Origin of the sequence: Nocardia sienata NBRC 100364, assembly GCF_001613205.1 — a bacterium.
Classification (GTDB): Bacteria; Actinomycetota; Actinomycetes; order Mycobacteriales; family Mycobacteriaceae; genus Nocardia; species Nocardia sienata.
This window is the reverse complement of the sequence record NZ_BDBX01000046.1, coordinates 32249-58448: the sequence shown is the minus strand read 5'-3', so window position 1 is coordinate 58448 and position 26200 is coordinate 32249. Positions and strand designations below refer to the sequence as shown.

General features: G+C 69.0%; 22 protein-coding genes. 1 reads left to right on the top strand and 21 read right to left on the bottom strand.

The window, feature by feature from the left end; genetic code table 11:
- Positions 1–240 precede the first annotated feature (240 nt).
- Positions 241–1116: a UTP--glucose-1-phosphate uridylyltransferase gene (locus NS4_RS23615; RefSeq protein WP_039823773.1), complete on the top strand. Its 876-nt coding sequence runs from the start codon at positions 241–243 to the stop codon at positions 1114–1116.
- Between the two features lie 33 nt (positions 1117–1149).
- On the opposite strand, the gene NS4_RS23610 is transcribed toward NS4_RS23615, so the two are convergent.
- From NS4_RS23610 to ftsL, 21 genes are all read right to left on the bottom strand, one after another.
- Positions 1150–1710: an NlpC/P60 family protein gene (locus NS4_RS23610; protein WP_084487641.1), complete on the bottom strand. Its 561-nt coding sequence runs from the start codon at positions 1708–1710 to the stop codon at positions 1150–1152.
- Positions 1711–1942: 232 nt separating this feature from the next.
- A complete protein-coding gene (locus NS4_RS32385) occupies positions 1943–2884 on the bottom strand; it encodes a hypothetical protein (RefSeq protein ID WP_157106195.1) in 942 nt (313 codons plus the stop codon).
- A gap of 124 nt (positions 2885–3008) precedes the next feature.
- Positions 3009–6146 (bottom strand): isoleucine--tRNA ligase, encoded by a 3138-nt coding sequence (gene ileS / locus NS4_RS23595; RefSeq protein ID WP_063061677.1) that lies wholly within the window; start codon positions 6144–6146, stop codon positions 3009–3011.
- Positions 6147–6507: 361 nt separating this feature from the next.
- Complete coding sequence (locus NS4_RS23590; protein WP_063061676.1) at positions 6508–6705, bottom strand: hypothetical protein; 198 nt, start codon at positions 6703–6705, stop codon at positions 6508–6510.
- A 56-nt stretch (positions 6706–6761) separates the two neighbouring features.
- Positions 6762–7598 carry a DivIVA-like cell division protein Wag31 gene (gene wag31, locus NS4_RS23585; protein ID WP_063061675.1) on the bottom strand — a complete coding sequence of 279 codons (837 nt, stop codon included), beginning with the start codon at positions 7596–7598 and terminating at the stop codon, positions 6762–6764.
- A gap of 63 nt (positions 7599–7661) precedes the next feature.
- Positions 7662–7964 carry a YggT family protein gene (locus NS4_RS23580; protein ID WP_063061674.1) on the bottom strand — a complete coding sequence of 101 codons (303 nt, stop codon included), beginning with the start codon at positions 7962–7964 and terminating at the stop codon, positions 7662–7664.
- 90 nt (positions 7965–8054) lie between these two features.
- A complete protein-coding gene (locus tag NS4_RS23575; RefSeq protein WP_063061673.1) occupies positions 8055–8831 on the bottom strand; it encodes a cell division protein SepF in 777 nt (258 codons plus the stop codon).
- The gene (locus tag NS4_RS23570; protein ID WP_063061672.1) at positions 8828–9073 is read right to left on the bottom strand and encodes a hypothetical protein; all 246 of its coding nucleotides are present in this window, start codon (positions 9071–9073) and stop codon (positions 8828–8830) included. The genes NS4_RS23575 and NS4_RS23570 overlap by 4 nt, the downstream gene beginning before the upstream one ends.
- 107 nt (positions 9074–9180) lie before the next feature.
- A complete protein-coding gene (locus NS4_RS23565; protein WP_084487640.1) occupies positions 9181–10011 on the bottom strand; it encodes a YggS family pyridoxal phosphate-dependent enzyme in 831 nt (276 codons plus the stop codon).
- 154 nt (positions 10012–10165) lie between these two features.
- Positions 10166–10897 carry a peptidoglycan editing factor PgeF gene (pgeF, locus tag NS4_RS23560; RefSeq protein ID WP_063061671.1) on the bottom strand — a complete coding sequence of 244 codons (732 nt, stop codon included), beginning with the start codon at positions 10895–10897 and terminating at the stop codon, positions 10166–10168.
- Positions 10898–11022: 125 nt separating this feature from the next.
- Positions 11023–12315 carry a cell division protein FtsZ gene (gene ftsZ / locus NS4_RS23555; RefSeq protein ID WP_063061670.1) on the bottom strand — a complete coding sequence of 431 codons (1293 nt, stop codon included), beginning with the start codon at positions 12313–12315 and terminating at the stop codon, positions 11023–11025.
- Between the two features lie 385 nt (positions 12316–12700).
- Positions 12701–13366 carry a cell division protein FtsQ/DivIB gene (locus NS4_RS23550; protein WP_245665643.1) on the bottom strand — a complete coding sequence of 222 codons (666 nt, stop codon included), beginning with the start codon at positions 13364–13366 and terminating at the stop codon, positions 12701–12703.
- Positions 13367–13399: 33 nt separating this feature from the next.
- Entirely contained in the window at positions 13400–14839 is a 1440-nt protein-coding gene (murC, locus tag NS4_RS23545; protein WP_063061694.1) for a UDP-N-acetylmuramate--L-alanine ligase, read from the bottom strand.
- A 68-nt stretch (positions 14840–14907) separates the two neighbouring features.
- The gene (gene murG / locus NS4_RS23540) at positions 14908–16053 is read right to left on the bottom strand and encodes an undecaprenyldiphospho-muramoylpentapeptide beta-N-acetylglucosaminyltransferase (RefSeq protein WP_063061669.1); all 1146 of its coding nucleotides are present in this window, start codon (positions 16051–16053) and stop codon (positions 14908–14910) included.
- Positions 16050–17480, bottom strand: a complete 1431-nt coding sequence (gene ftsW / locus NS4_RS23535; RefSeq protein ID WP_063061668.1) for a putative lipid II flippase FtsW — start codon at positions 17478–17480, stop codon at positions 16050–16052. Before ftsW ends, murG begins: the two co-directional genes overlap by 4 nt.
- Positions 17477–18943: a UDP-N-acetylmuramoyl-L-alanine--D-glutamate ligase gene (gene murD, locus NS4_RS23530; protein WP_063061695.1), complete on the bottom strand. Its 1467-nt coding sequence runs from the start codon at positions 18941–18943 to the stop codon at positions 17477–17479. The genes ftsW and murD overlap by 4 nt, the downstream gene beginning before the upstream one ends.
- Before the next feature lie 49 nt (positions 18944–18992).
- Positions 18993–20069 carry a phospho-N-acetylmuramoyl-pentapeptide-transferase gene (gene mraY, locus NS4_RS23525; RefSeq protein WP_030523849.1) on the bottom strand — a complete coding sequence of 359 codons (1077 nt, stop codon included), beginning with the start codon at positions 20067–20069 and terminating at the stop codon, positions 18993–18995.
- Positions 20066–21619 (bottom strand): UDP-N-acetylmuramoyl-tripeptide--D-alanyl-D-alanine ligase, encoded by a 1554-nt coding sequence (locus NS4_RS23520; RefSeq protein WP_084487637.1) that lies wholly within the window; start codon positions 21617–21619, stop codon positions 20066–20068. The genes mraY and NS4_RS23520 overlap by 4 nt, the downstream gene beginning before the upstream one ends.
- Positions 21616–23232 carry a UDP-N-acetylmuramoyl-L-alanyl-D-glutamate--2,6-diaminopimelate ligase gene (locus tag NS4_RS23515; RefSeq protein WP_084487636.1) on the bottom strand — a complete coding sequence of 539 codons (1617 nt, stop codon included), beginning with the start codon at positions 23230–23232 and terminating at the stop codon, positions 21616–21618. Before NS4_RS23515 ends, NS4_RS23520 begins: the two co-directional genes overlap by 4 nt.
- A gap of 89 nt (positions 23233–23321) precedes the next feature.
- A complete protein-coding gene (locus tag NS4_RS23510; protein ID WP_084487635.1) occupies positions 23322–25286 on the bottom strand; it encodes a peptidoglycan D,D-transpeptidase FtsI family protein in 1965 nt (654 codons plus the stop codon).
- The gene (gene ftsL, locus NS4_RS32840) at positions 25283–26191 is read right to left on the bottom strand and encodes a cell division protein FtsL (RefSeq protein ID WP_174552127.1); all 909 of its coding nucleotides are present in this window, start codon (positions 26189–26191) and stop codon (positions 25283–25285) included. The genes NS4_RS23510 and ftsL overlap by 4 nt, the downstream gene beginning before the upstream one ends.
- Positions 26192–26200 lie beyond the last annotated feature (9 nt).

Genomic DNA, 26200 nt, shown 5'->3' with positions numbered 1-26200 from the left:
CGCTGTCGGTGACCGTGGAATCCATGAGCGCAGAATGTACGCGGCCGTACCGACACGAGTGGGGATGCGGACCGATCCCTGCCCGGTTGCCGGAAGTTCTCTCCGCCCGCCGAGCTGTCACTGGGCCTTGCCGCCGGGCCACCCGCCCGCCACGATCGACCCGGCCACCGGGCGTTTCCGGGATCACGGGACCGGACCGGGATACCGCGTCCCGGGTGACGGATATGTGATGATCGGACGATGAAGATCCGTAAGGCCGTCATTCCCGCTGCCGGTATCGGTTCCCGACTGCTACCGCTGACCAAGGCGATCCCCAAGGAAATGCTGCCGGTCGGCGACAAGCCGGTGATCGAGCACACGGTACGTGAGCTGGTGGCCTCCGGAATCACCGACATCACCATTGTGGTCAGCGGCGGAAAATCACTGATCCAGGACCATTTCCGGCCCAACCCCGCGCTCGTGGCCCAGCTGCGGGCCGACGGTAAGACCGCCTACGCGGACGCGGTGGAGGAGGTCGGCGAACTGTCCCGGCTGGGTCACATCACCTATCTGGACCAGCACGGCCCATACGGTAACGGGACCCCGGTACTCAACGCCGCGCGTACCGCCGGGGACGAACCCATGCTGGTGCTGTGGCCCGACGACGTCTTCGTCGCCGAGGAACCGCGCGCCCAGCAGCTGATCCGCGCCTACGAGTCGACAGGCTGCCCGGTTCTGGCACTGATGCCGATGAATCCGAACGAATCGCAGCGCTACGGCGTCCCGGTGGTCCGGGAGGACCTGGACGACGGCCTGCTGCGCATATCGGGCCTGGTGGAGAAACCCAAACCCGAGGATGCCCCCTCGGCCTTCGCCGCGATCGGCGGCTACGTGGTGACGCCGGGGATCATCGACGAACTGCGGGCGCAGACGGAGAACTGGTACACCCACCGCACCGGCGAGGTCTACCTGACCGATTCCATCAACGCCTACGCCGCCAACCATGCGGTCTACGGGCAGGTCATCCAGGGCCGCTGGTACGACACAGGAAACCCCGGCGACTATCTCATCGCGCAGTTCGCCTCGGCGCTGGCCCACCCCGACTATGGGCCGCTGCTGCGCCGGCAGGTCGACTGACCACGATTCGGCGGCGACGCTGCCGCCGCAGCCTCAGAAACGGCGGATGCTGTAGATGTAGAACTGGTCGAGCGGGGTGAGCCCGACCGGGACACCGGCGCCGTAGGCATTGAGCACCTGGCCGAACCCGGCATAGATCCCGACATGGGAAGCATCCTGGTTGATGATGATCACATCACCCGGTGAGAGCGCGTACCGCGGCACCGAGGCACCTACTTCGGCCTGCTCCCAGGTGGTTCGCGGGAGCGTGACGCCCACCTGGCGGAAGGCCCACTGCACCAGACCGGAGCAGTCCCAGGTGTCGGGGCCGGTCGCCCCCCATTCGTACATCTTGCCGGTCTGGGAAGTCGCCGCTGCCAGCGCGCCCAGTCCGTTGCTGCTGGATACCGGGAGCGCCGCCGATCCACTGGCGCTCAGCGATCCGGACCCCGATGCCGAACCGCTCGCGGCGCTCCCGGTCTGTGCCCAGCCCGGTGCCGCCACCACCGCGCCGACCGCGGTGGCCAAGAACACGCCGGCGATACCCCGGCGCAATGCATTTCCGATCACGTGCCCACCCTTCTGCTGGCCGATATGCCGAACGCCGCCAAGCATTCGGTTAACGTGCAGCAACCGAACCGTCGAGGGTTGCCGCGGACCACAGGCGTGCCGCCGGACAGAACGACTCCGACGCAACTGATCTCAGGTAGAGCGGAACGAAATGATCACCGCTTCCAGCGCTCCGAAGAGCGCCGAAGCAGGCATCGGCGATGATTTTGCCTCGCCGGGAAGCCGACCGACAAGCTCTTGGCAAACTTTCAGGGTGTGATCAACATCACAAAAATGTTTATTGTGTTTGGGTTGCCACATCGTTCAGGGTCTTGAGCACGACGTCCTTGGTGGCCGGTGGCGACTCCAGATAGACCCCCACCTGCCAGACCGGTTCCCCGCCCGGCTCCGCGGCGAAGAAGCGGCTGAAGTCGACGGCGAACTTGCCCTCCTCGTTCGAGGCCGTCTCCACATAGGCCGTCCGGTCGTCGACATGCTCGGCCCCGGCCGGGTTGTCGAACCACACGGCGTTCATCGCCGCCTGAGCCGCCGCGTCGCACGTGGTCGGGCACTTCCGCAGGATCAGGTTGATCTTCTGCCCGGCGCCGGGATCGCTCTCGTCGACGCACCCCCATGCCTGGGCATCGGGAATCCTGTCGATCGACCCCTTCATACAGCCCCACGACCCCGGCGCCCGGAAAGCGAACGGCCAGCCCTGGAAGGCCATCGTGTAGGTTTGCTCGCCCGCCTGCCAGGTCGGGCCGAGTATCGCGACCGGTGAAAGACCTTCCCGGAGAACGGGTGTGCCAGCAGAAGGTGATTCGCTCGTGGTCGCCGTGGTCGATGTGGCGGCGGCCGAGGCAGAAGGACTATTCGATCCGCTTGCCGGAGTGGACATTGCGGCAGCGCTGTTCTCCGCCGATCCCCGCGATTGCAGCGCCACCAGTCCGACGACGCCCACCAGTACCAGCACCACCACGGCGATCAGCACCGCGATCAACGGGCCGGTGTTCTTCGGCGGCGGGCCCCCGAAACCACCGGCCCCCAGCGGCGGTACCTCCCAGGCGCCCTGCTGCGGAGCCGGATACGGGCCGGATGCCGCCGACCGGCCCCACGGCGCCCCCGGCTCCGGATGACCGCCGTGGGCCGGCTGCTCCTGCTGCCACTGCCCCGCCGGGGAGTTCTTCTCTTGGGCCGCAGGGGAATGTTGCCACCACGCGTCGGGATCGTCGGAAGCCATAATTTTTCACCTTAGTGCGCTCCGGCCGTCCCGGTCATGGCCATAACATCGGGGGCCCGGCCGCTTCCGGACGATCTGCGGGGCACCGCCGGCCGGAACCGATCGGCCCGGCCGGCGATGAAGCTCAGCTCGCCTTGACGATTCGCGCCCGCACCCCGCCGGACAGTTCGGCAGCGTCCGGCCCCGCCGGCCCGATCTCCAACTCGACGGCCAGGATCTCCCCCGCGATCAACTCGCGATGAGTGCGCGCCCACACCTGTCGATCGTCGGGCACCTCGAGTGTCGCCGTGACGCGATCGGAGACGTCCAGGCCGAGCGCTTTCCGGGTCTCCTGCAGATCCCGGATGACATCGCGGGCCCAGCCCTCGGCCTCCAGTTCCTCGGTGACCACCGAATCCAGCACCACCAGGCCCGTGTTCCCGGGCAGGGCGGCGGTGGATTCCGGTTCGGCCGCCACCAGTCGCTGGGTGTACTCCTCGGGCAGCAGTTCGATCCCCGCAGCGCTGACCACACCGTCGGCGGTCTCCGACCAGTCGCCTGCCTTCACCGCCTTGATCACCCGCTGCACATCCTTGCCCAGGCGCGGTCCGGCGGCACGTGCGTTGACCGCCAGCTCGAAACGGCCGTGCGCGGCGACATCGGTCGTCAGATCGACCTTCTTGACGTTCACCTCGTCGGCGATGATATCGGCGTAGGGGGCCAACCGTTCCGCGTCGGAGGCGGCGATCGTCACCTCCGCCAGTGGCAGCCGGACCCGCAGTTTCTGCGCCTTGCGCAGGCTCAGCACGGTCGAACACACGCTGCGCGCCTCGTCCATCGCGGCGACCAGCTCCGGATCGTGCGGGAGCGTATCGGCGGCCGGCCAGTCCGTCAGGTGCACCGAGCGCCCACCGGTCAGCCCCCGCCAGATCACCTCGGTGACCAACGGCAGCAGCGGCGCCGCCAACCGCGTCACCACCTCGAGTACCGTGTGCAGGGTGTCGACCCCGTCGCGGTCCTCGGCCCAGAACCGGGAACGCGACCGGCGCACATACCAGTTCGTCAGCGCGTCGGCGAAGGTGCGCAGTTCCTCGCAGGCGCCGGCGATATCGAACTCCTCCAGCGCCGCGGTCATCACATCGCGGGTCTGCGCCAGCTTCGCCAGGATGTAACGATCCAGCGCGTTGGGCGAATCCGTCCGCCACACCCCGGGTTCGGCCGCGTAGAGCTGCAGGAACGTCCAGGCATTCCACAGCGGCCGCAGCGCGTGGCTCACCCCTTCGCGGATCCCGCGCTCGGTGACGATGAGGTTGCCGCCCCGCAGGATCGGCGAGCTCATCAGGAACCAGCGCATGGCATCGGAGCCGTCCCGGTCGAACACCTCGTTCACATCGGGATAGTTGCGCTTGGACTTGCTCATCTTGAGCCCGTCGTCGCCGAGCACGATGCCGTGCGCGACCACATTCTTGAACGCGGGGCTGTCGAACAATGCCGTGGACAGCACATGCAGGTTGTAGAACCAGCCGCGGGTCTGCCCGTTGTACTCGACGATGAAATCGCCCGGGAAATGCGAGTCGAACCAGTCCTTGTTCTCGAACGGGAAGTGGACCTGCGCATACGGCATGGACCCCGATTCGAACCAGCAGTCCAGCACCTCCGGCACCCGGCGCATGGTGGACTGCCCGGTCGGATCGTCCGGGTTGGGCCGGGTCAGCTCATCGATCGCGGGACGGTGCAGATCCGTGGGGCGCACGCCGAAGTCGCGTTCGAGTTCGTCGAGCGAACCGTAGACATCGATGCGCGGATACGCGGGATCGTCGGACATCCATACCGGGATCGGGCTGCCCCAGTACCGGTTGCGGCTGATGTTCCAGTCGCGCGCGTTCTCGAGCCACTTGCCGAACTGCCCGTCGCGGATATGCTCGGGCACCCAGCTGATCTGCTTGTTCAACTCCACCATGCGCTCGCGGAACTGCGTCACCGCCACGAACCATGAGGGCACGGCCATATAGATCAGCGGCTGACCGGAACGCCAGCTGTGCGGGTAGGAGTGGTCGACGGTCTCCTGCCGCAGCAGTTTCCCGGCGGCCTTGAGATCTTTGATGATCACCGGATTGGCGTCGAACACCATGAGGCCCTCGTACGGCGGCACCATGGAGGTGAACTTGCCGCCCGGATCGAGCGGCTGCACCAGCTCGATACCGTTCGCGCTGCAGACGTCCATATCCTCTTCACCGAAAGCAGGCGCCATGTGCACGATTCCGGTACCGGAATCGGTGGTGACATAGTCGGCCGAGAGCACGCGGTGCGCATTCGGATGCCCGGCGAAGAAGTCGAACGGCGGCGTGTAGCGCAGATCGACCAGTGCGGCGCCGTCGTACTCCCCGAGTACCTCGGGCTGCTCGCCGAGTTCGCGCGCATAGTGGGTGACCCGCTCGGCCGCGAGGAGGTAGCGTTTGCCGTCCGCGCCGCGCACCTGCACGTAACGCAGGTCCGGATGGACCGCGACGGCGAGGTTGGACGGCAGCGTCCACGGGGTGGTGGTCCAGATCAGCGCATTGGCGCCGTCCAGGTCACGCAGCGGGTGGTCCTCGGGAACCACGAGCACCATATCCACCGTCACCGCCGGGTCCTGGCGCATCCGGTAGGCGTCGTCGAGCTTGGCCTCCTGGTTCGACAGCGGCGTCTGCTCGTACCAGCTGTAGGGAAGTACCCGGAAACCCTGATAGATCAGGCCCTTGTCGTAGAGCGACTTGAACGCCCACATCACCGACTCCATGAAGTCGAGATCGAGTGTCTTGTAGTCGTTGTCGAAGTCGACCCAGCGGGCCTGCCGGGTCACATAATCGCGCCATTCACCGGTATAGCGGAGCACCGACGACTTGCACGCGGCATTGAATTCCGCGAGCCCCATCGAGTCGATCTGTGATTTGTCCGTGATACCGAGCTGCTTTTCCGCTTCGATTTCCGCCGGCAGCCCGTGGGTATCCCACCCGAAACGTCGCTCGACCCGCTTACCGCGCATGGTCTGGAAACGGGGGATGACATCTTTGACATAGCCGGTCAGCAAATGACCGTAATGCGGCAGACCGTTGGCAAACGGGGGTCCGTCGTAGAAGACGAACTCCTCGGCGCCGGCCCGGTTGTCGATACTGGCGCGGAAGGTTCCGTCGGCGGCCCAGGCGTCCAGCACGGCCCGCTCCAGCTCGGGGAAGGACACACCGGATCCGCCGCCGAGATCGACGCGCGGATATGCGCTGCTACTGGATTTCTCGTCCGCCATCGCGGCTACACATCTCCTCGTGCCCGGCGCGCCCTGGGGCGCGGTATCTCGGCACGGGGACGATCACGGCGCAACGGCTGCGCCGGAACCGCGGTACCACCCCGCTTGTCCGGCCCCGGCGAACCGGGCGGACCTCTCGTTACGAGCTGTGACGGGCTCACCCGTTCGGTTCTACTGAGCGTGCGCGGCATACCGAGCGCCGCGCGGCGCCGTTCTTCCGAAAGCTCCCCGGTGATGGCCGGATCGTCGCCGACTTACAGGTTTGATTCTAACCAGCACGGTCAACCACTTATACAACCGCCCGCGGAGCGGTAGCACCCGCAACCCGGAAGGACGTTTTGGTTCTCGCGCGTTTTTCTCGTCAGCGCTTCGCGTGCTGATCCCGCGGCGGCAATTCCTCATCCGGTGCGCGCATCGACAGCGCGCTCGCCAGCAACACCACAGCGCCGACTACGCATACGACGATGCAGCCCCACGCCCAGATGACCGATCCGGTGGCCAGGGACAGGATCAGCAGGGCCAGGCCGATCGTGGCCAGCGCCAGTGTCAGGACAAGCATGATGACCCCCAGAACAGCAGGCCGGGTGCCCGTTCGCTCCCAGCGGTATCGGGCGTTTACTCGCCTTTGCCGAACGAGGCGGGAGCGAGCTGGTTGGCCCCGGTGTCGAAGGAGTCGCCCTCGTCGACCGGCACTGCCGAACCACGGTTCTCCAGCTCTTCGAGCTGCGATTCCAGATACGACTTGAGCCGAACCCGGTACTCGCGTTCGAAGGTTTTCAGGGTCTGGATCCGGCTCTCCAGCACATTGCGCTGCTGGGTGATGGTCCCCATGATCTCGGTGTGCTTGCGCTCGGCGTCGGCCTGCAGCGCGTCGGCCTTCTCCTTGGCCTGGCGCAGCTGGCTGTCCGAGCGGGTCTGGGCGTCACTGAGCATGGCGTCGGACTTGTGCCGCGCGTCGGCGATCATCTCGTCCGACCGCACCCGCGCGTCATTGACCATGCGCTCGGAATTGGCCCGTGCGTTGGCCAGCAAATTCTCGGCTTCGGACTTGGCATCGCTGGTGAGCCGATCGGCCATCTCCTGGGCCAGGCTCAGCACCTTGGCGGCCTGCATATTCGCGTCGGCCGCGACGTCGGCGGCCGACGGGGCCGCCGGGACGATCGGGATGGGCGCCGACGGCGGTGCCTGGACCGGGGGTTTGATCGGTTCCGGAGGTGGGGCCTGCTGCACCGGCTTACCCAGGCCCGGGCCCCGGTTGGACTTGGCATCGGCCAATTCGGCATCGAGCTCGGCAACCCGCTGGCGAAGGTCGGCGTTCTCCTCGATCAGCCGGGAAAGTTCCTGCTCCACCAGATCCAGGAAGGCGTCGACTTCGTCCTCGTTGTAGCCGCGTTTGCCGATAGGCGGTTTGCTGAACGCGACGTTGTGCACATCGGCTGGGGTCAGCGGCATGGAAGGATCCCTTCGCGCGTTGGCAGATCTAGCGGCTCTGGCAAGTCTTCACGGCCCATTCTGTCACACCGGAGCTACCGGCTGTCCGAGCCGGCTCACCACCGACATCAGGATGAAGACCAGGAACAGCAGAACCATAATCGATAAATCGAGCCGAATTCCGCCCAGGGACACCGGCGGTATCAGCCGCCGCAGCAGCTTCACCGGAGGATCGGTGACGGTGAAGATCACCTCGAGGATCACGACCACCACCCCGGTGGGACGCCAGTCGCGGGCGAAGCTCCGGATGAACTCGACGATCACCCGGCTGATGAGCAACAGCCAGAAGATGAACAGTACGAAGTACAGCACCGCGAACAAGGCCACGACCTCACTCTGCCGCAAAATCGGCGCGGTGCAAAATGCCCGCGCCGATCTTGTTCGTACCACGCGACGCCCGGCCGGGCGAGCCGGTCGCTATTTCTGGTTGTAGAAGCCGGTTTCCGCGATCCGGCGACGTTCCTCGGCCGATACGTCCACATCGGCCGGGGAGAGCAGGAACACCTTGGTGGCCACCTTGTCGAACGAGCCGCGCAGGGCGAAGGCCAGGCCGGCGGCGAAGTCGACGAGGCGTTTGGCATCGGCGTTGCTGAGGTCGACCAGATCCATGATCACCGGGTTGCCCTCGCGGAACCGCTCCCCGATGATCGCGGCTTCGCTGTAATCACGCGGACGCAGCGTGGTGATCTTGGACAAGGGACCTCCGTCCTCGAAGATCGCGGGACGGCGGGCGGCAACCGGTTCGGGGCGGACCCGCTCGGCCAGCCGCCGCTCCTCGGCATCGGGATCGACTGCCAGCGCTCCCCTGGTCGCGCCGCGCAGGGAGGCACCGCCGCCCGGACGATACCGGCCGGAGGCGGCGGCGTCGATCCGGGTGGGGCGGCGTGGTCCCTCGTAATCGTCGTCGTAGACCTCGCCCGGGTAGTCGTCCCGGCGCGGCGCGGGGTAGCTGGGCTGGTAGGACGACTTGTAGGGCACGTCGCGGTAGTCGGGAACGTCGTAACGGTCCTCGGGGTACCGGTCGTAGTCGGGACGATCGTCGTAGTCACGGGAGGCGCGGTCGGAATAGTCACGCGGCCGGCGCCCGCCACGCTCCTCGACCCCGCGCGGGGTGCGATCGTCGACGTAGTCGTCCTCGTAATCCTCGAGCGGAACCATGCCGAAGTACGCCTTGAACTTGTGCAGCGTGCTCATGACACCGCCTCGCCGGCGCTCGGCTCCGTCACGAGCACGCTCGTGGCTGCACCCGAAACTCGCTCGCTGCGCTCACTCGGCGACACCGCCTCGCCGGCGCTCGGCTCCGTCACGAGCACGCTCGTGGCTGCGCCCATAACTCGCTCGCTGCGCTCACTCGATGACCGCGCCTCGCCGACGCTCGGCTCCGGCATGACCACGATTGTGGCTGCGTCGAGTACTCGCTCGCTGCGCTCGCTCATTCTGGTCGACCTTCCTTCGGCCCCGGTGGCGGCCGGGTGTTGAAGTCTTGCTCAGCCCTCGTCGTGTCCCAGCATATGTGTCGAATGTGACTGATGAGGTTTGTTTGCTACGCCGAGGTTATCGGCCTGCGGCCCATGAGAGCGGTACCGACACGCACACACGTGGATCCATGGGCAATAGCTCTTTCAAGATCATCGGACATTCCGGCGGACAACTCCGTCGCCCCGGGATGTCCGCTGCGCAGCCGGGCATGGAGTTCGGCCAGCCGGGAGAACTCCGCATCCGGGTCGGCGGCCCGCGGCGGAATGGCCATAATCCCTGATAAACGCAGGTTCGCGGATTCGGCGATCCGATCCGCCAGCGCCGGCAGCGCTGCCGGATCCACCCCACCTCGTGCCGGATCGGCGTCCAGGCTCACCTGGATCAGCACCTCCAGCGGAGCGTTCCGCTCACCGGCATCCAGGGCGGCCGCGGTGGCCGTGGCGAGCGCGGTCGCCAGGCGTTCGCTGTCCACCGAATGCACCGCATGCGCCCAGCGCACCACCTGGCGCGCCTTGTTCCGCTGCAGCCGGCCGATCAGATGCCAGCGCATTCCGGGATCGTCCAGCTCCGCCGCCTTGGCACCGGCCTCCTGCGGCCGGTTCTCTCCGAAGTCGCGGCGGCCCAGACGATACAGCGCGGCGATATCGGAGGCCGGAAAATATTTCGTCACCGGCAGCAACCGGACCTCTCCCGGATCCCGGCCCGCAGCCGCGCACGCTGCATCGATACGGGCGAGCAGACGCGCGAGGTTATCGGCCAGTTCCGCGGCACGGGAGTCGTTTCCGGCCGCGGCGCGGCGACTGTCCGGGACAGAACGCCCCGGCCGCGCAGCGGAGTCTGCCACCGTCTGGGTGACTCCGGGCTCGCCGCGGCCCCCGGCGCGAACGCCGCTCATCTCCGCGTGCCGATCGGTCTCTGCGCCGTCATCGGTCTCCCATCTCCCAGTGACCGATCCTCGGCCGTACCTCGAACATTATGCGCGAGTGGACATTTCGCGCCGACCGCGTCGTCGCGACGGCCGGATGCGGCGCCGCGGACCACTCGGCCCCTCACGCTGTACCCGATTCCATCCAGATGACACTGCCCAATCGTCCGGTCGGCGCGCCGCGGCGGTGACTGAACAGTGTGGTGTCCTCGATGGTGCAGCGCGGATCCTCGGCAACCGCCGCGACCCCGGCGGTGGTGAGCTGCCGCCGGATACCCGCGCGCAGATCCAGGCCGGGGGTACCGCGCACCGTGGTGGTGGCGCTGCCGGGCAGATGCGCTTCGATATCGGCCCGCATCGCGGCGGGCACCTCGTACTGCCGCCCACTGGCGGCGGGGCCGAGCAGCGCACCGATCCGATCGAGCCGGGCGCCGGCGGCGACCATCGCCTCCAGCACCCGCGGCACGATCCCGATACGCGCGCCCACCCGCCCGGCGTGCACGGCGGCCACGACCCCCGCCTCGTCATCGGACAGCAGCAGGGGTACACAATCGGCCGACAGCACCACCAGCGCCAGCCCCGGCCGGATGGTGACCAGGGCGTCGGTGCCGGGAAACGGCTCGGTACGCGGCCCGTCCACCGTCGCGACCGTGCGGCCGTGGATCTGTTCCATCCAGATCACGTGGTCGGCGGGCAGCCCGAGCGTCTCGGCGAGCCGGGCGCGGTTGCGCCGTACCGCCTCCGGATCGTCGCCGACATGATCGCCGAGGTTGAACGAATCGTAGGGTGGCGCGGAGAAACCTCCGGCGCGCGTGGTGACGACCCGTCGAACGGTGAGTACCGGTGCCGCTGTCATGCCACCGAGCCTAGTGGCAGTCCGGAGCGTCCCCGCCTCGTCCGCGGGCGGCTCGCGCGCCCGCGACAGCGGACCGCCCGCGCACTCGGCGCGGGCGGCTCACCACCGGTGACACGGGGCCGGCTTCAGCGGCGCATGAAATCCGGGACGTCCACATCGTCGTCATCATCGTCGGGTAGCTCCGGCGGCGGCTGGATATGAGACCGGCTGTTGTGGGTCAGCGTCGGATCCACCGGCGGACGGGTGCGTTCGGTATCGCGGTAGCTCGGGGCCGGGCCGCGCGCGATCGCCGACCCGGGGTCCGACGAGCGGGTCGAGGCCGGCTCCTCGGAATGGCCACGAGCCGCGCCGAGTTCGGCGGTCCGGGACTGACCGAGTTCGGCGGTCCGCGATTGCGCCGAGATCTCCGCGGTACGTCCGGATCCCAGCGATCCCCGGGTGGTCGCCGGATCGAACGTCCGCCGGGCGGGACCACCGCCGTCGAATCCCGCGGCGATCACGGTGACGCGCACCTCGTCGCCGAGTGAATCGTCGATCACCGTACCGAAGATGATGTTGGCCTCGATATGCGCCGCCTCCTGCACCAGCGACGCGGCCTCGTTGATCTCGAACAGGCCCAGATCCGAACCGCCGGCGATCGAGAGCAGTACCCCGTGCGCCCCGTCCATGGAGGCTTCCAGCAGCGGTGAATTGATCGCTGCCTCGGCCGCTTTGACCGACCTGCCCTCCCCCCTGGACGAACCGATACCCATCAGCGCGCTACCGGCGCCGGACATCACGCTCTTCACATCGGCGAAGTCGACGTTGATCAGACCCGGGGTGGTGATCAGGTCGGTGATGCCCTGCACACCGTTGAGGAGAACCTCGTCGGCCGAGCGGAAGGCGTCCATCAGGCTCACCGCGGCGTCGCCGAGTTGCAGCAGCCGGTCGTTGGGAATGACGATCAGGGTGTCGCAGGATTCGCGCAGCAGATTGATACCGACTTCGGCCTGGTTACCGCGGCGCTTGCCCTCGAAGGAGAACGGCCGGGTGACCACACCGATGGTCAGCGCACCCAGTTTGCGCGCGATACTCGCCACGACGGGCGCGCCGCCGGTACCCGTACCGCCGCCCTCACCGGCGGTCACGAAGACCATATCGGCGCCCTTGAGCACCTCTTCGATCTCGTCCTTGTGATCCTCGGCGGCCTTGCGGCCCACCTCGGGGTCGGCACCGGCGCCGAGGCCCCGGGTGAGCTCCCGCCCGACATCGAGCTTCACGTCGGCATCGCTCATCAGCAGCGCCTGGGCGTCGGTGTTCACCGCGATGAACTCGACACCCTTGAGACCCTGCTCGATCATTCGGTTGACGGCGTTCACGCCGCCGCCGCCGATACCGACGACCTTGATCACGGCAAGGTAGTTGTGCGGGGGCGTCATGAGCTCTCGCCTTCCTTCGATCCAAAGTCTGTCGTTTTCGGATGCCCGATATCGTTGCGCGCGATCACGATCCGCGGCCCACGATCCGGGCAAACCCTGAACCTCAACCATAGGGTTGGAGTTATGTCAAGTATCCGACTGGTGCGGAACGCTATTCGCCGCCGTCGCGATCCGCTCGCAGGCGCGCCGAGATGGTAACCAGTTTCTTCGGCGAACTCGCTTCTACCAGGGCGGTACGCGACGTATCGTGAACGGTTGCCCAGCGGCCCGTGCCCACATCGTGGGACGCCCCCGGCTCCCGCCGCATGCGGTCTCCGGGTGATCGTCCGGGGCCGAGGCGGAGCTGCGAACCGAACAGGGTCGAACCGAACAAGATTGCTGGAAATCATTTTACCGTGACCAGACTGGGACTCGAGACGTCGAACACGGTTCCCGGCTGGGTGAGCAGCGGCACCACTACCGCCGATTTGCGTTCGCCGTCCTCGCTGCTGCCCCACAGTACCGTGCGACCGTCGCGCAATGTCAGGGAAATCTCCGACGCGCCCACGGCACGTATGGTTTCCACCTGCACCTCCAGCGCCGGCGGCAGTACCCGGGCCACGGCGACCGCGGCCCGGGTGAGTTCGTCGGCACTGCCGGGCCGGGCGGTGACCAACTGCGGCACTCCGATCGGCGCGGGCTCGATCGCGTACTCGAGACCGTCGGCGTCCAGCAGATGCGCGCCCTCGGGAGAGTCGTAGTACAGCACCGGGGTTCGCGGCTCGATCCGCACCTGCACCGTCGACGGCAGCACCCGCTGCACCCGGGCGCTGCGGACCTTCGGGATGCTCGCCACCCGCGCGGCCATCGCCGCGGTATCGATTCGCAGGATCGAACCGGTCTCGGGAACCTGGAGCAATTCCCGTATCTGTTCCTCCGGAATCTCGCCCGCCCCGTCGATCCGTACCTCGCGAACCGACAGCAGCGGCGAGAACCAGGCGAGCGCGGCCAGCGTGATCACCAGAGCGAGCGCGGGCAGCGCCCACAGCCGCAAACGCCGCAATCCGACCACCCCGAATCGTCGCGTCCCGGCCCGCACTCCGCCTCACCGCCCGTACTGCGGACGCGCGCGTAGTCCGTCCAGGATCTGGCTGCCGAGCATGGTGACATCGCCGGCGCCCATGGTGATCACGACATCACCGGGCTGGGCGAGACCCGCGACCTGGCGGCCCACCCTGGACATATCGGGTTGATAGTGCACGGGTTTGTGCACCGACTGGGCGACCAGCGCGCCGTTGACTCCGGGCAACGGCTCCTCGCGCGCCCCATAGACGTCGAGCACCACGACTTCGTCGGCCAGATCGAGGGCGGCACCGAACTCGGCGGCGAAAGTCGCGGTGCGACTGTAGAGATGCGGCTGGAAGACCACGATCACCCGCCCCCGGCGCGACAGCGCGCCGTCGCGCGCCTCCTGTTCCACCAGTTCGGCGGCGGCCCCGAGCACCGCCCGGACCTCGGTGGGATGGTGGGCGTAGTCGTCGAAGACCCGCACCCGGTTCTCCCGGCCCACGAACTGGAAGCGACGATGCACCCCGCCGAAACCCTCCAAGCCCTGGATGATCTCGTCCACATCGGCGCCGGCGGCCCGCGCGGTCAGCAGCGCGGCCAGCGCGTTCAGCGCCATATGCCGGCCGGGCACGGAAAGACGCAGGGTACGCGGGGCGGGTTCGTCGGCGAGCTGGAACTGGGCGATACCACCGACATCCCGCGGTTCCCAGCTGTGCAGGCGCACCCCGACGGGGACCGGCGCGTCGGGCAATTCCCCGGTGCCGTATCCGAGTACCCGCACGCCGCGGTCGGCCAGCCGCTGTCCGGTGCGCTCGGCGAGCGCCCGGGCACCGGGGTCGTCCAGGCACACCACCAGTAGCCCGCCGTCGGCGAGGCGATCGGTGAAATCGTCGAACACCTGCACGTAGGCGTCGTCGGAGCCGAAGAAATCCAGGTGGTCGGATTCGATATTGGTGACCACGGCGACATCCGGGTCGTACTGCAGCAGGGACCCATCGCTCTCGTCGGCTTCGGCGACGAAGATATCGCCGCTGCCGTGGTGGGCGTTGGTCCCCGCCTCGTTGAGTTCACCACCCACCGCGAACGACGGGTCCAGTCCGCAGTGCTGCAGGGAGACGATGAGCATCGAGGTGGTGGAGGTCTTGCCGTGCGTACCCGAGACGAGCAGCGTGCGATGCCCGCTCATCAGGGCCGCCAGCACGGTCGGCCGCAGCAGCACCGGAATATCGCGGCGATGTGCCTCCACCAGTTCCGGGTTGGTCTTGGGGATGGCCGCGTAGGTCGTCACCACCACTGTGGGGCCGCCGGGCAGCAGATCCAGTGCGCCGGCGTCGTGACCGATCCGCACCTGGGCACCCCGCGCCCGCAGCGCGAGGACACCGCGGCTCTCCTTGGCGTCGGACCCGGAGACCTCGCCCCCGCGCGACAGCAGGATGCGGGCGATACCCGACATCCCGGCGCCGCCGATACCGACCATGTGCACCCGGGCGAGCTCCGGTGGGAGGGCGCCGGGGCCGGTTTCCGGTGCGGTGATCTGCTCGCCGTTCACCGGCCCGCCGCCCGCAGCACGATCCGGGCGACCTCGTCGGCGGCATCGCGATGGCCGGCGCCGGCGGCGGCACGACCCATCTCGGCTATGCGTGCTGGATCCGTGAGCAGCGGTATCACCTCGTCGATCACATATTTCGGGGACAGTTCGGGGTCGGCAACGATTCTGCCACCACCGGCGGCGACGACGGGCCGGGCATTGAGTTCCTGTTCACCGTTTCCGTGCGGCAGCGGTACATAGATCGCGGGCAGCCCGACCGCCGACACCTCGGCGACGGTCATCGCCCCGGACCGGCAGACCACCGCGTCGGCGGCGGCGTAGGCGAGATCCATCCGCGACAGGTACGGCACCGCCACATACGGCGCGGCGGGGTCGGTCGAGGTGACGTCCAGGGTGTTCTTGGGACCGTGGGCGTGCAGGACGGAGATACCGGCCGCGGCCAGTTGCGGGGCGGCGCCCGAGATCGCCTCGTTGAGCGACCGCGCCCCCTGGGAACCGCCGAAAACCAGCAGCACCGGGCCGGTCGCGGGCAACCCGAAATGCTCCCGTGCCTGCGCACGCAGCCCGGCCCGGTCGAGTGCGGTGATCGCGGCCCGCACCGGGATGCCCACAACCTCGGCGTCGAGTCCGGAATCCGGCACCGCGGCCAGTACCCGGGCCGCGCGCCGCGCGCCGACCTTGTTGGCGATCCCCGCCTTCGCGTTCGCCTCGTGCACCACCACCGGCACCGCGCGACGGCGCCGCAAGGCCCCGCGGCCCGCGGCGAGATAGGCGGGCAATGCCACATAACCGCCGAACCCGACGATCACATCCGCCTCGACGGCGTCGATGATCTCGCGGGTACGCCGCACCGAGGCCCGGACCCGGCCGGGCAGACGTAGCAGATCCGCACTGGGCTTACGCGGCAACGGCACCGGCGGGATCAGTTCGAGCGGGTACCCCCGTTCGGGCACCAGGGTCGTTTCCAGTCCGCGCGCGGTGCCGAGCGCGGTCACCCGGATCCCGGGATCGAGTCGCCGCAACGCGTCGGCGACGGCCAGGGCCGGTTCGATATGCCCGGCCGTACCGCCGCCCGCCACGATCACCGATATCGCGTCCGCGCACGGCGCCGTGTGCTCGCCTGCGGACCGTGGTGCGCTCACCTGTTTCTTCCCCGTTCTCGTGCGTGTGTCACCGAATAGCTGGGCTCCCAGGCCCGGGTGGCCCGCAGGGTGTCGGTACCCCGGCTGTTGGCGCGCGGCCGGGCCCGGATGGGCTCGTCCCGGGGCTCGGTGCGGGCCGGACGGCGCGCCGGACCCCGGTCGCCCGCGGCGCGGGCCCGCACGGGATGGTAGACCTCCGGTTTCGGCAGCCGCAGCGCGCGACTGACCCGCCCGTCCTGGCCGGCGTGCAGGGCCGCCACCGCCTCGGGTTCGTGCCGGGCCGCGTTGGCGATGATGCCGAACATGAACAGTGTCAGCGCCAGCGACGAACCGCCCGCCGAAACCAGCGGCAACTGCAGTCCGGTGACCGGCAGCAGGCCCACCACATAGCCGATGTTGATCAGCGCCTGCCCGGTGATCCAGGTGGTGGCGGTCGCGGTGAGCAGGCGCAGGAACGGGTCCACCGAGCGGGCGGCGATCCGCAGGCCGGCGTAGACGAACAGCGCGAACAGACCCAGTACCAGCGCGCAGCCCAGGAACCCGAGTTCCTCACCGATGATGGCGAAGATGAAGTCGTTGTGCGAGTTGGGCAGATAGCTCCATTTGGCCCGGCTCTGCCCGAGTCCGCGACCCCACAGACCGCCGTCGGCCAGCGAGTACATCGCCTGCCGGGCCTGATAGTTGATGCCCTGGGGGTCGTCGGCGGGATTGAAGAAGGCGCGCATCCGGTCGGAGCGGTAACCGGCCGAAAGCGCGAGAGCCAGCGCGGCGATGGCGCCCGAGGCGAGAATGGCCACGAACAACCGCACCGGCAGACCACCGAACCACAGCAGCGCCAGCAGGACGATACCGAGGGCGATGGTGGTGGACAGGTTCGGTTGCAGCACGATCAACAGGCACACCAGCAGGCCCGCCGGAACCAGCGGCACCAGCAGATTCTTCAACCCGCCCGGATCGTTGGCCGCCCGCCCCGCGGCACGCCGCGAGATCAGCAGATGAGCGCCCCACACCACGAACGTCACCTTCACCAGTTCCGACGGCTGGATCGAGAACAGCCCCAAATCGATCCAGCGGCGCGCGCCGTTGACCGTACTGCCGACCCCCGGGATCAGCACGAGGACCAGCAGCAGAACCGACACCGCGAACACCGGAAAGGACAGCTGGCGCAGCCGCCGGAACGGAATCCGCAGCGCGAGATAGAACAGCACCGTGCCGACCAGCGCGTACATCATCTGCTGGACGAACAGCGAATACGCCGACCCGCCGTCGGCATAGGACTCCACGCTGGAGGCGGACAGCACCATCACCAGCCCCAGCACGGTCAGCAGGGTGGCGATGGTGACGACGAGATGGAACGAGGCCAGCGGCCGCGCCAGCCAGGCACCGAATCGGCCCACCTGCACCTGTCGCGTGCCGCGCGGTCTCATAACCGCCGCCCGAGGTCCTCGTCCTTCAGATCCTCGACCGCGCCGGCGAAGCTGCGGCCGCGGTGGGAGTAGTCGGTGAACATGTCCAGCGAGGCCGCCGCCGGCGCGAGCAGCACGGTATCGCCGGGTCCGGCGAACGCCGCCGCCTCCCGCACCGCACGTTCCATCACCGCGTCGGCGATTTCGGTGTTGCGGGTCCCGGTGATCGCTTCGTCCAAGACTGCCTGCCCCATACCGGCATGATCCCGCGTATCCAACTCGACGACGGGGACTTCCGGCGCGTGTCGCGCCAGCGCGGCCGCGATCACCGGGGCGTCGACCCCGAACAACACGACGGCGACCAGCCGCTCGGCGACCTCCTCCACCAGATCCTCGACGCCGGCGCCCTTGAGCTGGCCACCGGCGATCCAGACGACATGCTGATGCCCCAGGATCGATGACCGCGCGGCGTGCGGGTTGGTGGCCTTGGAGTCGTCGATGAACTCGACGCCGCCCAGTTCCCGCACCAGCGCCGACCGGTGCGGGCCGACCTTGTGCTCGATCAGGCCCTCCCGGACGAACTGCGGCGCCACATCGATGGCCCGGGTCAGCGCGGCCGCGGCCAGGGCGTCGGCGATACCGGCCGGTCCGGGTGGGCTGATCTCCTTGGCCTCGGCGAGGATCGCCGCCTTGGTGAAGGCCCGGTCCAGCAGTTTGCCGTCGACCACGCCGAGCTCACCGTCGGCCGGGACACCGATCCGGAACCCGATGGTGCGCCGCGCCTTCGAGCGGCGGGCCAGGCGGGCGGCCACCGGGTCGTCGAGCCCGACCACCCCGACCCGCCCCAGCAGAGCCCGCGATTTGGCGGCGGCGTAGGCGTCGAGCCCGCCGTGCCAGTCCAGATGGTCCTCGGCCACGTTCAGCACCACACCGGCCTCCGGCCGCACCGACGGCGCCCAGTGCAGCTGGAACGACGACAGCTCCACCGCCAGCACCTGCGGGCCGGGATTGCGGCGCAGCGCGTCCAGGATCGGCAGCCCGATATTGCCGCAGGCGACGCTGGGGATACCGGCGGCCCGCAGAATGGAATGGGTCATCTGTGTAGTCGTGGTCTTACCGTTGGTACCGGTCACCACCAGCCATCTGCGGACCGGACCGTAGATCCGGGCCTGATCCACCCACCAGGCGAACTCGACATCGCCCCAGACCGGGATACCCTCGGACACCGCCGAGGCCAGAACCGGGGAATCCGGCCGCCAGCCGGGACTGGTGATCACCAGCGCGAACCGCGACCAGTCGGTGTTCTCCACTTCGGCCGCGGGGACGATATCCAGGCCCAGTTCGGCGGCTTCGGCCAGTGCCGCGGCACCGCTGTCGGTCACCGCGGGCCGGGCCCCGATATCGCGCAGCGGCGTGATCAGCGACCGGCCCGAGACACCCCATCCGGCGACCAGCACATCGCGGCCGCGCAGGAATTCCAGCATCGGGCCCGGCGAACGCAGGGCCCGGGGCGTATGTTCCTCCATTGTCAGATCACCCGACCGCGGAGAGATATTCGCTGTAGAACAGGGATAGTCCGGCAGCCGAGGCCATCGCGGCCAACAACCAGAATCTGATGATCACCGTCGTCTCCGCCCATTTGCTCAATTCGAAATGGTGATGGAACGGCGCCATCTTGAACAGCCGGTTGCGCGTGGTCCGGAAAACCGCCACCTGCAGCACCACCGACGCCGCCTCGGCGACGAACAGCGCACCGATGACCACCATCAGCAGTTCGGTGCGGGTGGTGATGGAGAGCCCGGCGAGCAGCCCGCCCAGGGCCAGCGATCCGGTATCACCCATGAAGATCTTGGCGGGCGCGGCGTTCCACCACAGGAACCCGATGCACGCCGCGGTGCCGGCCGCGCAGACCAGGGCCAGATCCAGTGGGTCGCGCACGTTGTAGCAGCCGGTCTCGGGTTTGGTCTCGCACGAGTGGTAGTACTGCCAGAACGTGATGACGACGTAGCCGCCGAGCACCAGGCTCATCGAACCCGCGGCCAGACCGTCCAGGCCGTCGGTGAGGTTCACCGCGTTCGACCAGGCCACCACGATGAGGCAGACGAAGGCCAGGAACACGACCACGCTCATCGAGACGGTGTTGATATCGCGCACGTACGACAACTGCCGGCTCGCCGGGGACAGCCCGCTGCCACCCGGGAACTGCAGCGCCAGCACACCGAACACCACCGCCGCGGTGATCTGGCCCAGGTATTTGCCCGCGGCCGTGAGCCCGAGGTTGCGACCCTTGCGGATCTTGATGAAATCGTCGATGAACCCGACCACGCCCAGTGCGGTGGCCAGGCCCAGTACGAGCAGCGCGGACGCGGTGGGACCTTCGGCCTCGTAACCGATTCCGATCAGATGGGAGCCGAGATACCCGGCCCACATACCGATGATGATCGCCACGCCGCCCATCGTGGGCGTACCGCGTTTGGACTGATGGCTGGCCGGTCCGTCGACCCGGATCTCCTGCCCGAAACCCTGCCGGGCGAATATCCGGATCAGTAGCGGCGTCAACAGGATCGACACCGTCAGTGCGATCGCCGCCGCGAACAAGATCTGTCTCATCGCACTGCCTCCGTGCTCACCCCGTCGCCGGCGCCGGCGCCGCCCGGTGCCGGTGTGCCGGCACCCGTGTTCTGCTCACCCTCGGCCAGTAGCTGTTCGGCCACCGCCCACAGGCCGACCGATTGCGATGCCTTCACCAGCACCACGTCACCCGCGCCGACTTCGGCGGCGAGCAACTCCACGGCCGCTTCGATATCCGGGACGAGCACCGATTCCTCACCCCATGAGCCTTCCATGACCGCTCCCTGGTGCATGCCCCGGGAGGGTCGTCCGGTCCCGACCACGATGAGCCGGTCCACATCCAAGCGGACCGCGAGGCGGCCGATCCCGTCGTGTTCCACCACCGATTCCGGGCCCAGCTCGGCCATTTCGCCCAGGACAGCCCAGCTGCGCCGCGGGGTATCGCCCGAGCGGGCCATGGTGACCAGCGCTTTGAGTGCGGCCCGCATGGAATCCGGGTTGGCGTTGTAGGAGTCGTTGATCACCGTGACCCCGGCGGCGCTGGTGCGTACGTCCATCCGCCGCGCCGACGCCGCCCGGGCGCCGCCGAGCGCGGCGACGAGGGTGTCGAGATCGGCACCGCACTCCAGGGCCACCGCGGCGGCCGACAATGCGTTACCGACCTGGTGCTCCCCGTGCACGGCCAGGGTGACCGGCCGGTCGCCGAGCGGTGTGTGCAGCGTGAACGAGGCACGGGCCTGTTCATCGAGAGTGACTGCTCCGGCCCGGATCTGCGCGCCGGCGGCATGCCCGACCGTCACCACGCGGGCCGCCGTCCGCGAGGCCATCGCGCCGACCTTCGGATCGTCGGCGTTCAGCACGGCCAGACCGGTGTCGGGCAGCGCCTCCACGAGTTCGCCCTTGGCCTGCGCGATGGCCTCGCGGCTGCCGAATTCGCCGAGATGCGCGGTACCCACATTGAGCACCACCCCGATACTCGGGGGCGCCACCCGGGCCAGCGCGGCGATATGCCCGGGGCCGCGCGCCGACATCTCCAGCACCAGGAACCGGGTGTCCGGACCCGCGCGCAGGGCGGTCCAGGGATGCCCGAGTTCGTTGTTGAAGGAGCCGGGTGGGGCCACCACCGGCCCCAGCGGTGCGAGCACCGCCGCCAGCAGATCCTTGGTGGAGGTCTTCCCCGAGGACCCGGTGACGCCGACCACGGTCAGACCACCGGCCGCGACCAGACGCGACACGCTCTCCCGGGCCAGTGCGGCCAGCGCGGTCAGCACCGCGGCGCCGGCACCGGTCGAGTCATGGCTCAGCGCAAGCGCGTTCGACGGTACCGAGTCCGGCGCGGGAGGTACGACGATGGCGGGCACGCCGACCGGCCGAGCGGCCAGTACGGCGACCGCGCCGGCCTCGATCGCGGCGGCCGCGTAGTCGTGGCCGTCGACGCGCTCACCCGGCAGCGCCAGGAAGATATCGCCGGGACCGATTCGGCGCGAATCGAATTCGACCGAACCGGTCACCCTCACCTCCGGGTCACCGACATCGTGCAGCGTTGCGCCCACGACCTCGGCGATATCCCGCAGTGTCATTTCGATCATGAAACTGTCAAGTCCTCCGCGCCCGTCGACCACGAACCGTTGTCCGCGCCCCCGGCACTGTGCCGCAGTGTCGAATCGATCGCCGCCGCGAGCACCTCGCGGTCGTCGAACGGATATTTCACCCCGTTGATCTCCTGCCCTACCTCATGGCCCTTGCCCGCGACCAGCACCACATCACCGGGGCGCGCCCAGCCGACGGCCGCCTCGATGGCCGCACTCCGGTCGCCGATATCGCGGACCTCGCCGCGCTGCTCATCGGCGACGCTGTGCGCGCCCGCGATCAGCGACGCGCGGATCGCTGCCGGATCCTCGGTGCGCGGGTTGTCGTCGGTGACGATGAGCAGATCGGCCCCGCGGGCCGCGGCCGCGCCCATCGGGCCGCGTTTACCGGTGTCCCGGTCACCACCGGCACCGACCACCACCGCCAACCGGCCACGGCTGCCCGCCGCGGCCAGGTGGGTCCGCAGCGTGGCGATCACCGATTCCACCGCGGCGGGTTTGTGGGCATAGTCCACCAGGGCCAGGAACTCCTGCCCGCGTTCCACCCGTTGCATCCGGCCGGGTACGTCCACCGTGGCCAGCGCGGGCGCGGCGGTCCCCGGTGCGACCCCGGCGGCCGCGCACACCGCGACCGCGAGCAGTCCGTTGGCGACGTTGTAGTCGCCGGGCAACCGCAGCCGTACCGGCGTCTCGCCGTCCGGCCCGGCCGCGGTGAACTCCTGTTCACCGCCGTGCGCGGCGGCGGGACCGGCCAGCGACCAATCCGCCGGTTCGGTCGTCGCCACCCGGATCGGGGCGGCCAGCCCGTCGGCGAGACGGCGGCCCCAGGCGTCGTCCACACACACCACGGCGGTGCGGGCGGCGACCGGGGACTCCGGTTCGAACAGCCGGCGCTTGGCCGCGAAGTAGTCCTCGAAATCGGCGTGGAAATCCAGATGATCCTGCGACAGGTTGGTGAACGCGCCGACCGCGAACCGCACCCCGTCGACCCGGCCCAGCGTCAGGGCGTGGCTGGACACCTCCATCACCACCGCGTCCACGCCCTGCTCCACCATCAGCGCGAACATGGCGTGCAACTGCGGCGCCTCGGGTGTGGTGAGCGCGCTGGGGACCCGGCGGCCCCCGATCCGGGTCTCGATGGTGCCGATCAGGGCGGTGGACAGACCCCCGGCGGCCAACCCGGCCTCCACCAGATACGACGTGGTGGTCTTACCGGAGGTGCCGGTGATCCCGATGATCCGCAACCGCTCGGACGGATGTCCGTAGATCGCTGCGGACAACTCGCCGAGGATCGCACGCGGATTCTCGCGCACCAATACGGGCACCGGCAGCTCACCGGCCAGTTCCGCCCCGGCGGCATCGGTGAGTACGGCAACCGCGCCGCGGGCCACCGCGTCCGCGGCGAACCGGGCGCCGTGCGCCCGGGAGCCGGGTAACGCCGTGAACAGATCACCGGGCAGAACCGCGTCGGAACGCTGCTCCACCCCGGTGACGAGGAGGTCGGTGGCGACCGGTGGCCGAAGTTCGGCGTCGATCAGATCCAGCAGGTCGGGCAGCGGTGTCGACAGCGGCCGGGCCGGCCGCAGCGAGGGCTGGCTGGACTGCGCGGGCACAGGATTCCTCTCTGCATGATGAAGCGCGGATACGACGACGAGTCAGGTTACCGACGCCGGGTCACGGTCGGGTAAGCCGGTTCGCCGAATCACGACACCTGCAGGACGAACTGCCGTTCCGGTTCGCTCGACGGCGCAATCCGATCCCGCTGCAACGCCCAGGAGGCGATGTCGTGGAACAGCGGCGCGGCCGACTGCCCGCCGCTGCCGTCGGAACTGCGCACCGGCGCGTCGAGCATCAGCCCGATGACATAGCGCGGGTTGTCCGCAGGCGCGATACCGGCGAAAGTGATCCAATACGAGGAGCTGGAATAACAACCGCAGTTCGGGTCGACCTGCTGCGCTGTCCCGGTTTTCCCGGCGATCCGGTATCCGTCGACAGCGGCGGCGGCACCGGTGCCCATCTGCACTCCGGTCGGATCGTTCTGGACCACCGACTGGAACATGGTGCGCAGCGTGCGCGCGGTCTCGGGACTCACTACACGTACCCCGTCGGGCGCCGGCTCCTCGGTGCGGGTTCCGTCGGGTGCGACGACGGCGCGCACGATACGCGGCGGCATCCGGAGCCCGTCGTTGGCGATGGCCTGGTACATACCGGTCATCTGCAAGGTGGTCATCGAAAGCCCCTGCCCGATGGGCAGGTTCGCGAACGTACCGCCGGACCACTGGTCCCGGGCGGGCAGCAGGCCGGAACTCTCGCCCGGCAGTCCGACCTCGGTGCGCCGGCCCAGGCCGAAGCGTTCGAGCATATCGGCGAACCGGTCCTCGCCGACCCGCTGCGCCAGCATCAGGGTGCCCACGTTGGAGGACTTACCGAAGATCCCGGTGGTGGTGTAGGGGGTGACGTCGTGCTCCCAGGCGTCACCGACGGTCACCCCGGACATATCGATCCGGCCGGGTACCTGGTGCACCTCCTCCGGCGTGGTGAGACCGTATTCGACGGCCGCGGCCGCGGTGACCACCTTGTTGACCGAGCCCGGTTCGAAGGGCTGGGTCACCGACGGGTTGTCCAGTCCGGCCGGGTCCCAGTGCTGCGGTCCGAGCGCCGGATTGAACGTATTGTCGTTGGCCATGGCCAGCACCTGGCCGGTTTTGGCGTCCAGTACCACCGCGGAGGCCGATTTCGCACCGGAGCGATCCTTGGCCTGCTGCACCTGCTGCTGCACGTAATTCTGCAGGTAGGAGTCCAGGGTGAGCTCGACATTGTTACCGTCCACCGCGGGCTGGCGGTCGCGGAGACTACCGGGAATGACCGCCCCGTCGGAGCCACGGTCATAGGTGTAGGAGCCGTCGGTGCCGGCCAGCGCCGAATCCAGCGAGGCCTCCAGCCCGACCCGGCCGTGGCCGTCCCAGCCGGTGGCCCCGACGATATTGGCCGCGAGCGAACCGCCCGGGTATTCGCGCAGGTCCTGTCGTTCGGTACCGACCTCGGGGAACTTCGCGGTGATCTCGTCGGCTTTCCGCGGATCGACATTGCGGGCCAGGTACACGAAGGTCTGGTCGCTGCGGAGTTTCTCCAGCAGCTCGGATTCCTTGGGTCCCTCGTCACCGAGGATCCGGTGCACGGTCCGGGCGATATCTTCCAGCCGCCGATCCGGATCGGGCGCCGAATCGTCCTTCGCCCGGGCGTCGGCGAGATCCTTGCGCACCCGGATGGGCTGGAAGTTCAGCGACTGGGCGGTGATCGTGAAGGCCAGGGATTTGCCATGGCGGTCGGTGATGGTGCCGCGGGTGGCGGGTAGGTCCTGGTAGGCCGTGCGCTGCCCGGCCGCCTGCGCCGACAGCGTCGGCGCGGCGATGGTCTGGATCCACAGCAGTTGCAGGGCCACCACGGTCAGCGCCACCAGCATGATCAACCGGCCTACGCCGAGCCGGACCCGCACCGGCCCGTTCGCGGCGGGACGCCCACCCGGCCGTGGTCGCCGGGGCGGCCGGGGGCGGGCGGGCGCGGACCGAGCGACCTCGGTGGATCGCTTCTTCGTTCTTCCGCGATCGGCCGCGGCTCGGGATTTCGGCGCCCCCTCGCGCCCGCGTCCCGACCCGCGCCGGTTCATCGCATCTCCTCACCCGCCGTAACGGGCGGCAACGGCGCGACCGAGGTGGGTTCGACATCGCCCGACACATCCGCGGGCGCCGGGACCGCATTTCCGACCGGAGCGGGCGCTTCGGCCGGGGCATCACCCTCGACCGGAGTGGACAGGCCGGCCGGTGCGATTCCGTCGGCCGGCGCAGGCGTCTCGGCCGGGGCGGTTCCGCCGGCCGGAGGGGTTTCCTCGGCCGGGGCAGCCGGCGGTGCCACACCGTCGGCCGGACCGGGAACGCCCGGGACGCCCTCGCCCGGCTGCGACGCCGGCGTCGGATCGGTCCCCGGGGCCGCGAGCACCCCACCGGGGCTCGGCACGGCCGAGTCCGACCGCGGCAGCGCCGGGACCGGCACGATCCGCTCGCCCGGGTCCGCGCCGGAGCGCGGGGCTCCGCCGCGGGGTGCGTTCAGCGGCGGGGCCGGCGGGCCCTGGGCGGGCAACGGTTCACCGACCACGGTGACCGTTCCATCCGCGGCGACGACCAGCCGCGCCGGATCCACCGCCGGGATCATGCCCAGTTCCCGGGCGCGAGTGGCGAGTTCGGGCGCGGAATCGGCGGCCGCGACCTCCCGCTGCAATGCCGCGCGTTCGTCGGAGAGCACCCGGTTGGCCTCACGCGCGTCGCTGAGCTGGTAGCTGTCCTCGGCGGCGCGGGTGGTCAGTACCAGCGTGAGCGCGAGACCACAGCCGAACATGGCCAGGATGGCGGCGACGAACGGTCCACGCCCCGCCAGCTCCGACCGCGGCGCGACCACCGGCGCCACGCCGGTGCGCTGCCGGCGCCGGGCGTAGGCCCGCTGCGCGGCACCGGATTTCACCCGCTCCGCGTCGTGTACCCGCCGAGCCGGTCGCCCGGTCTCGGTACGTGTGCTCACGCTCATACC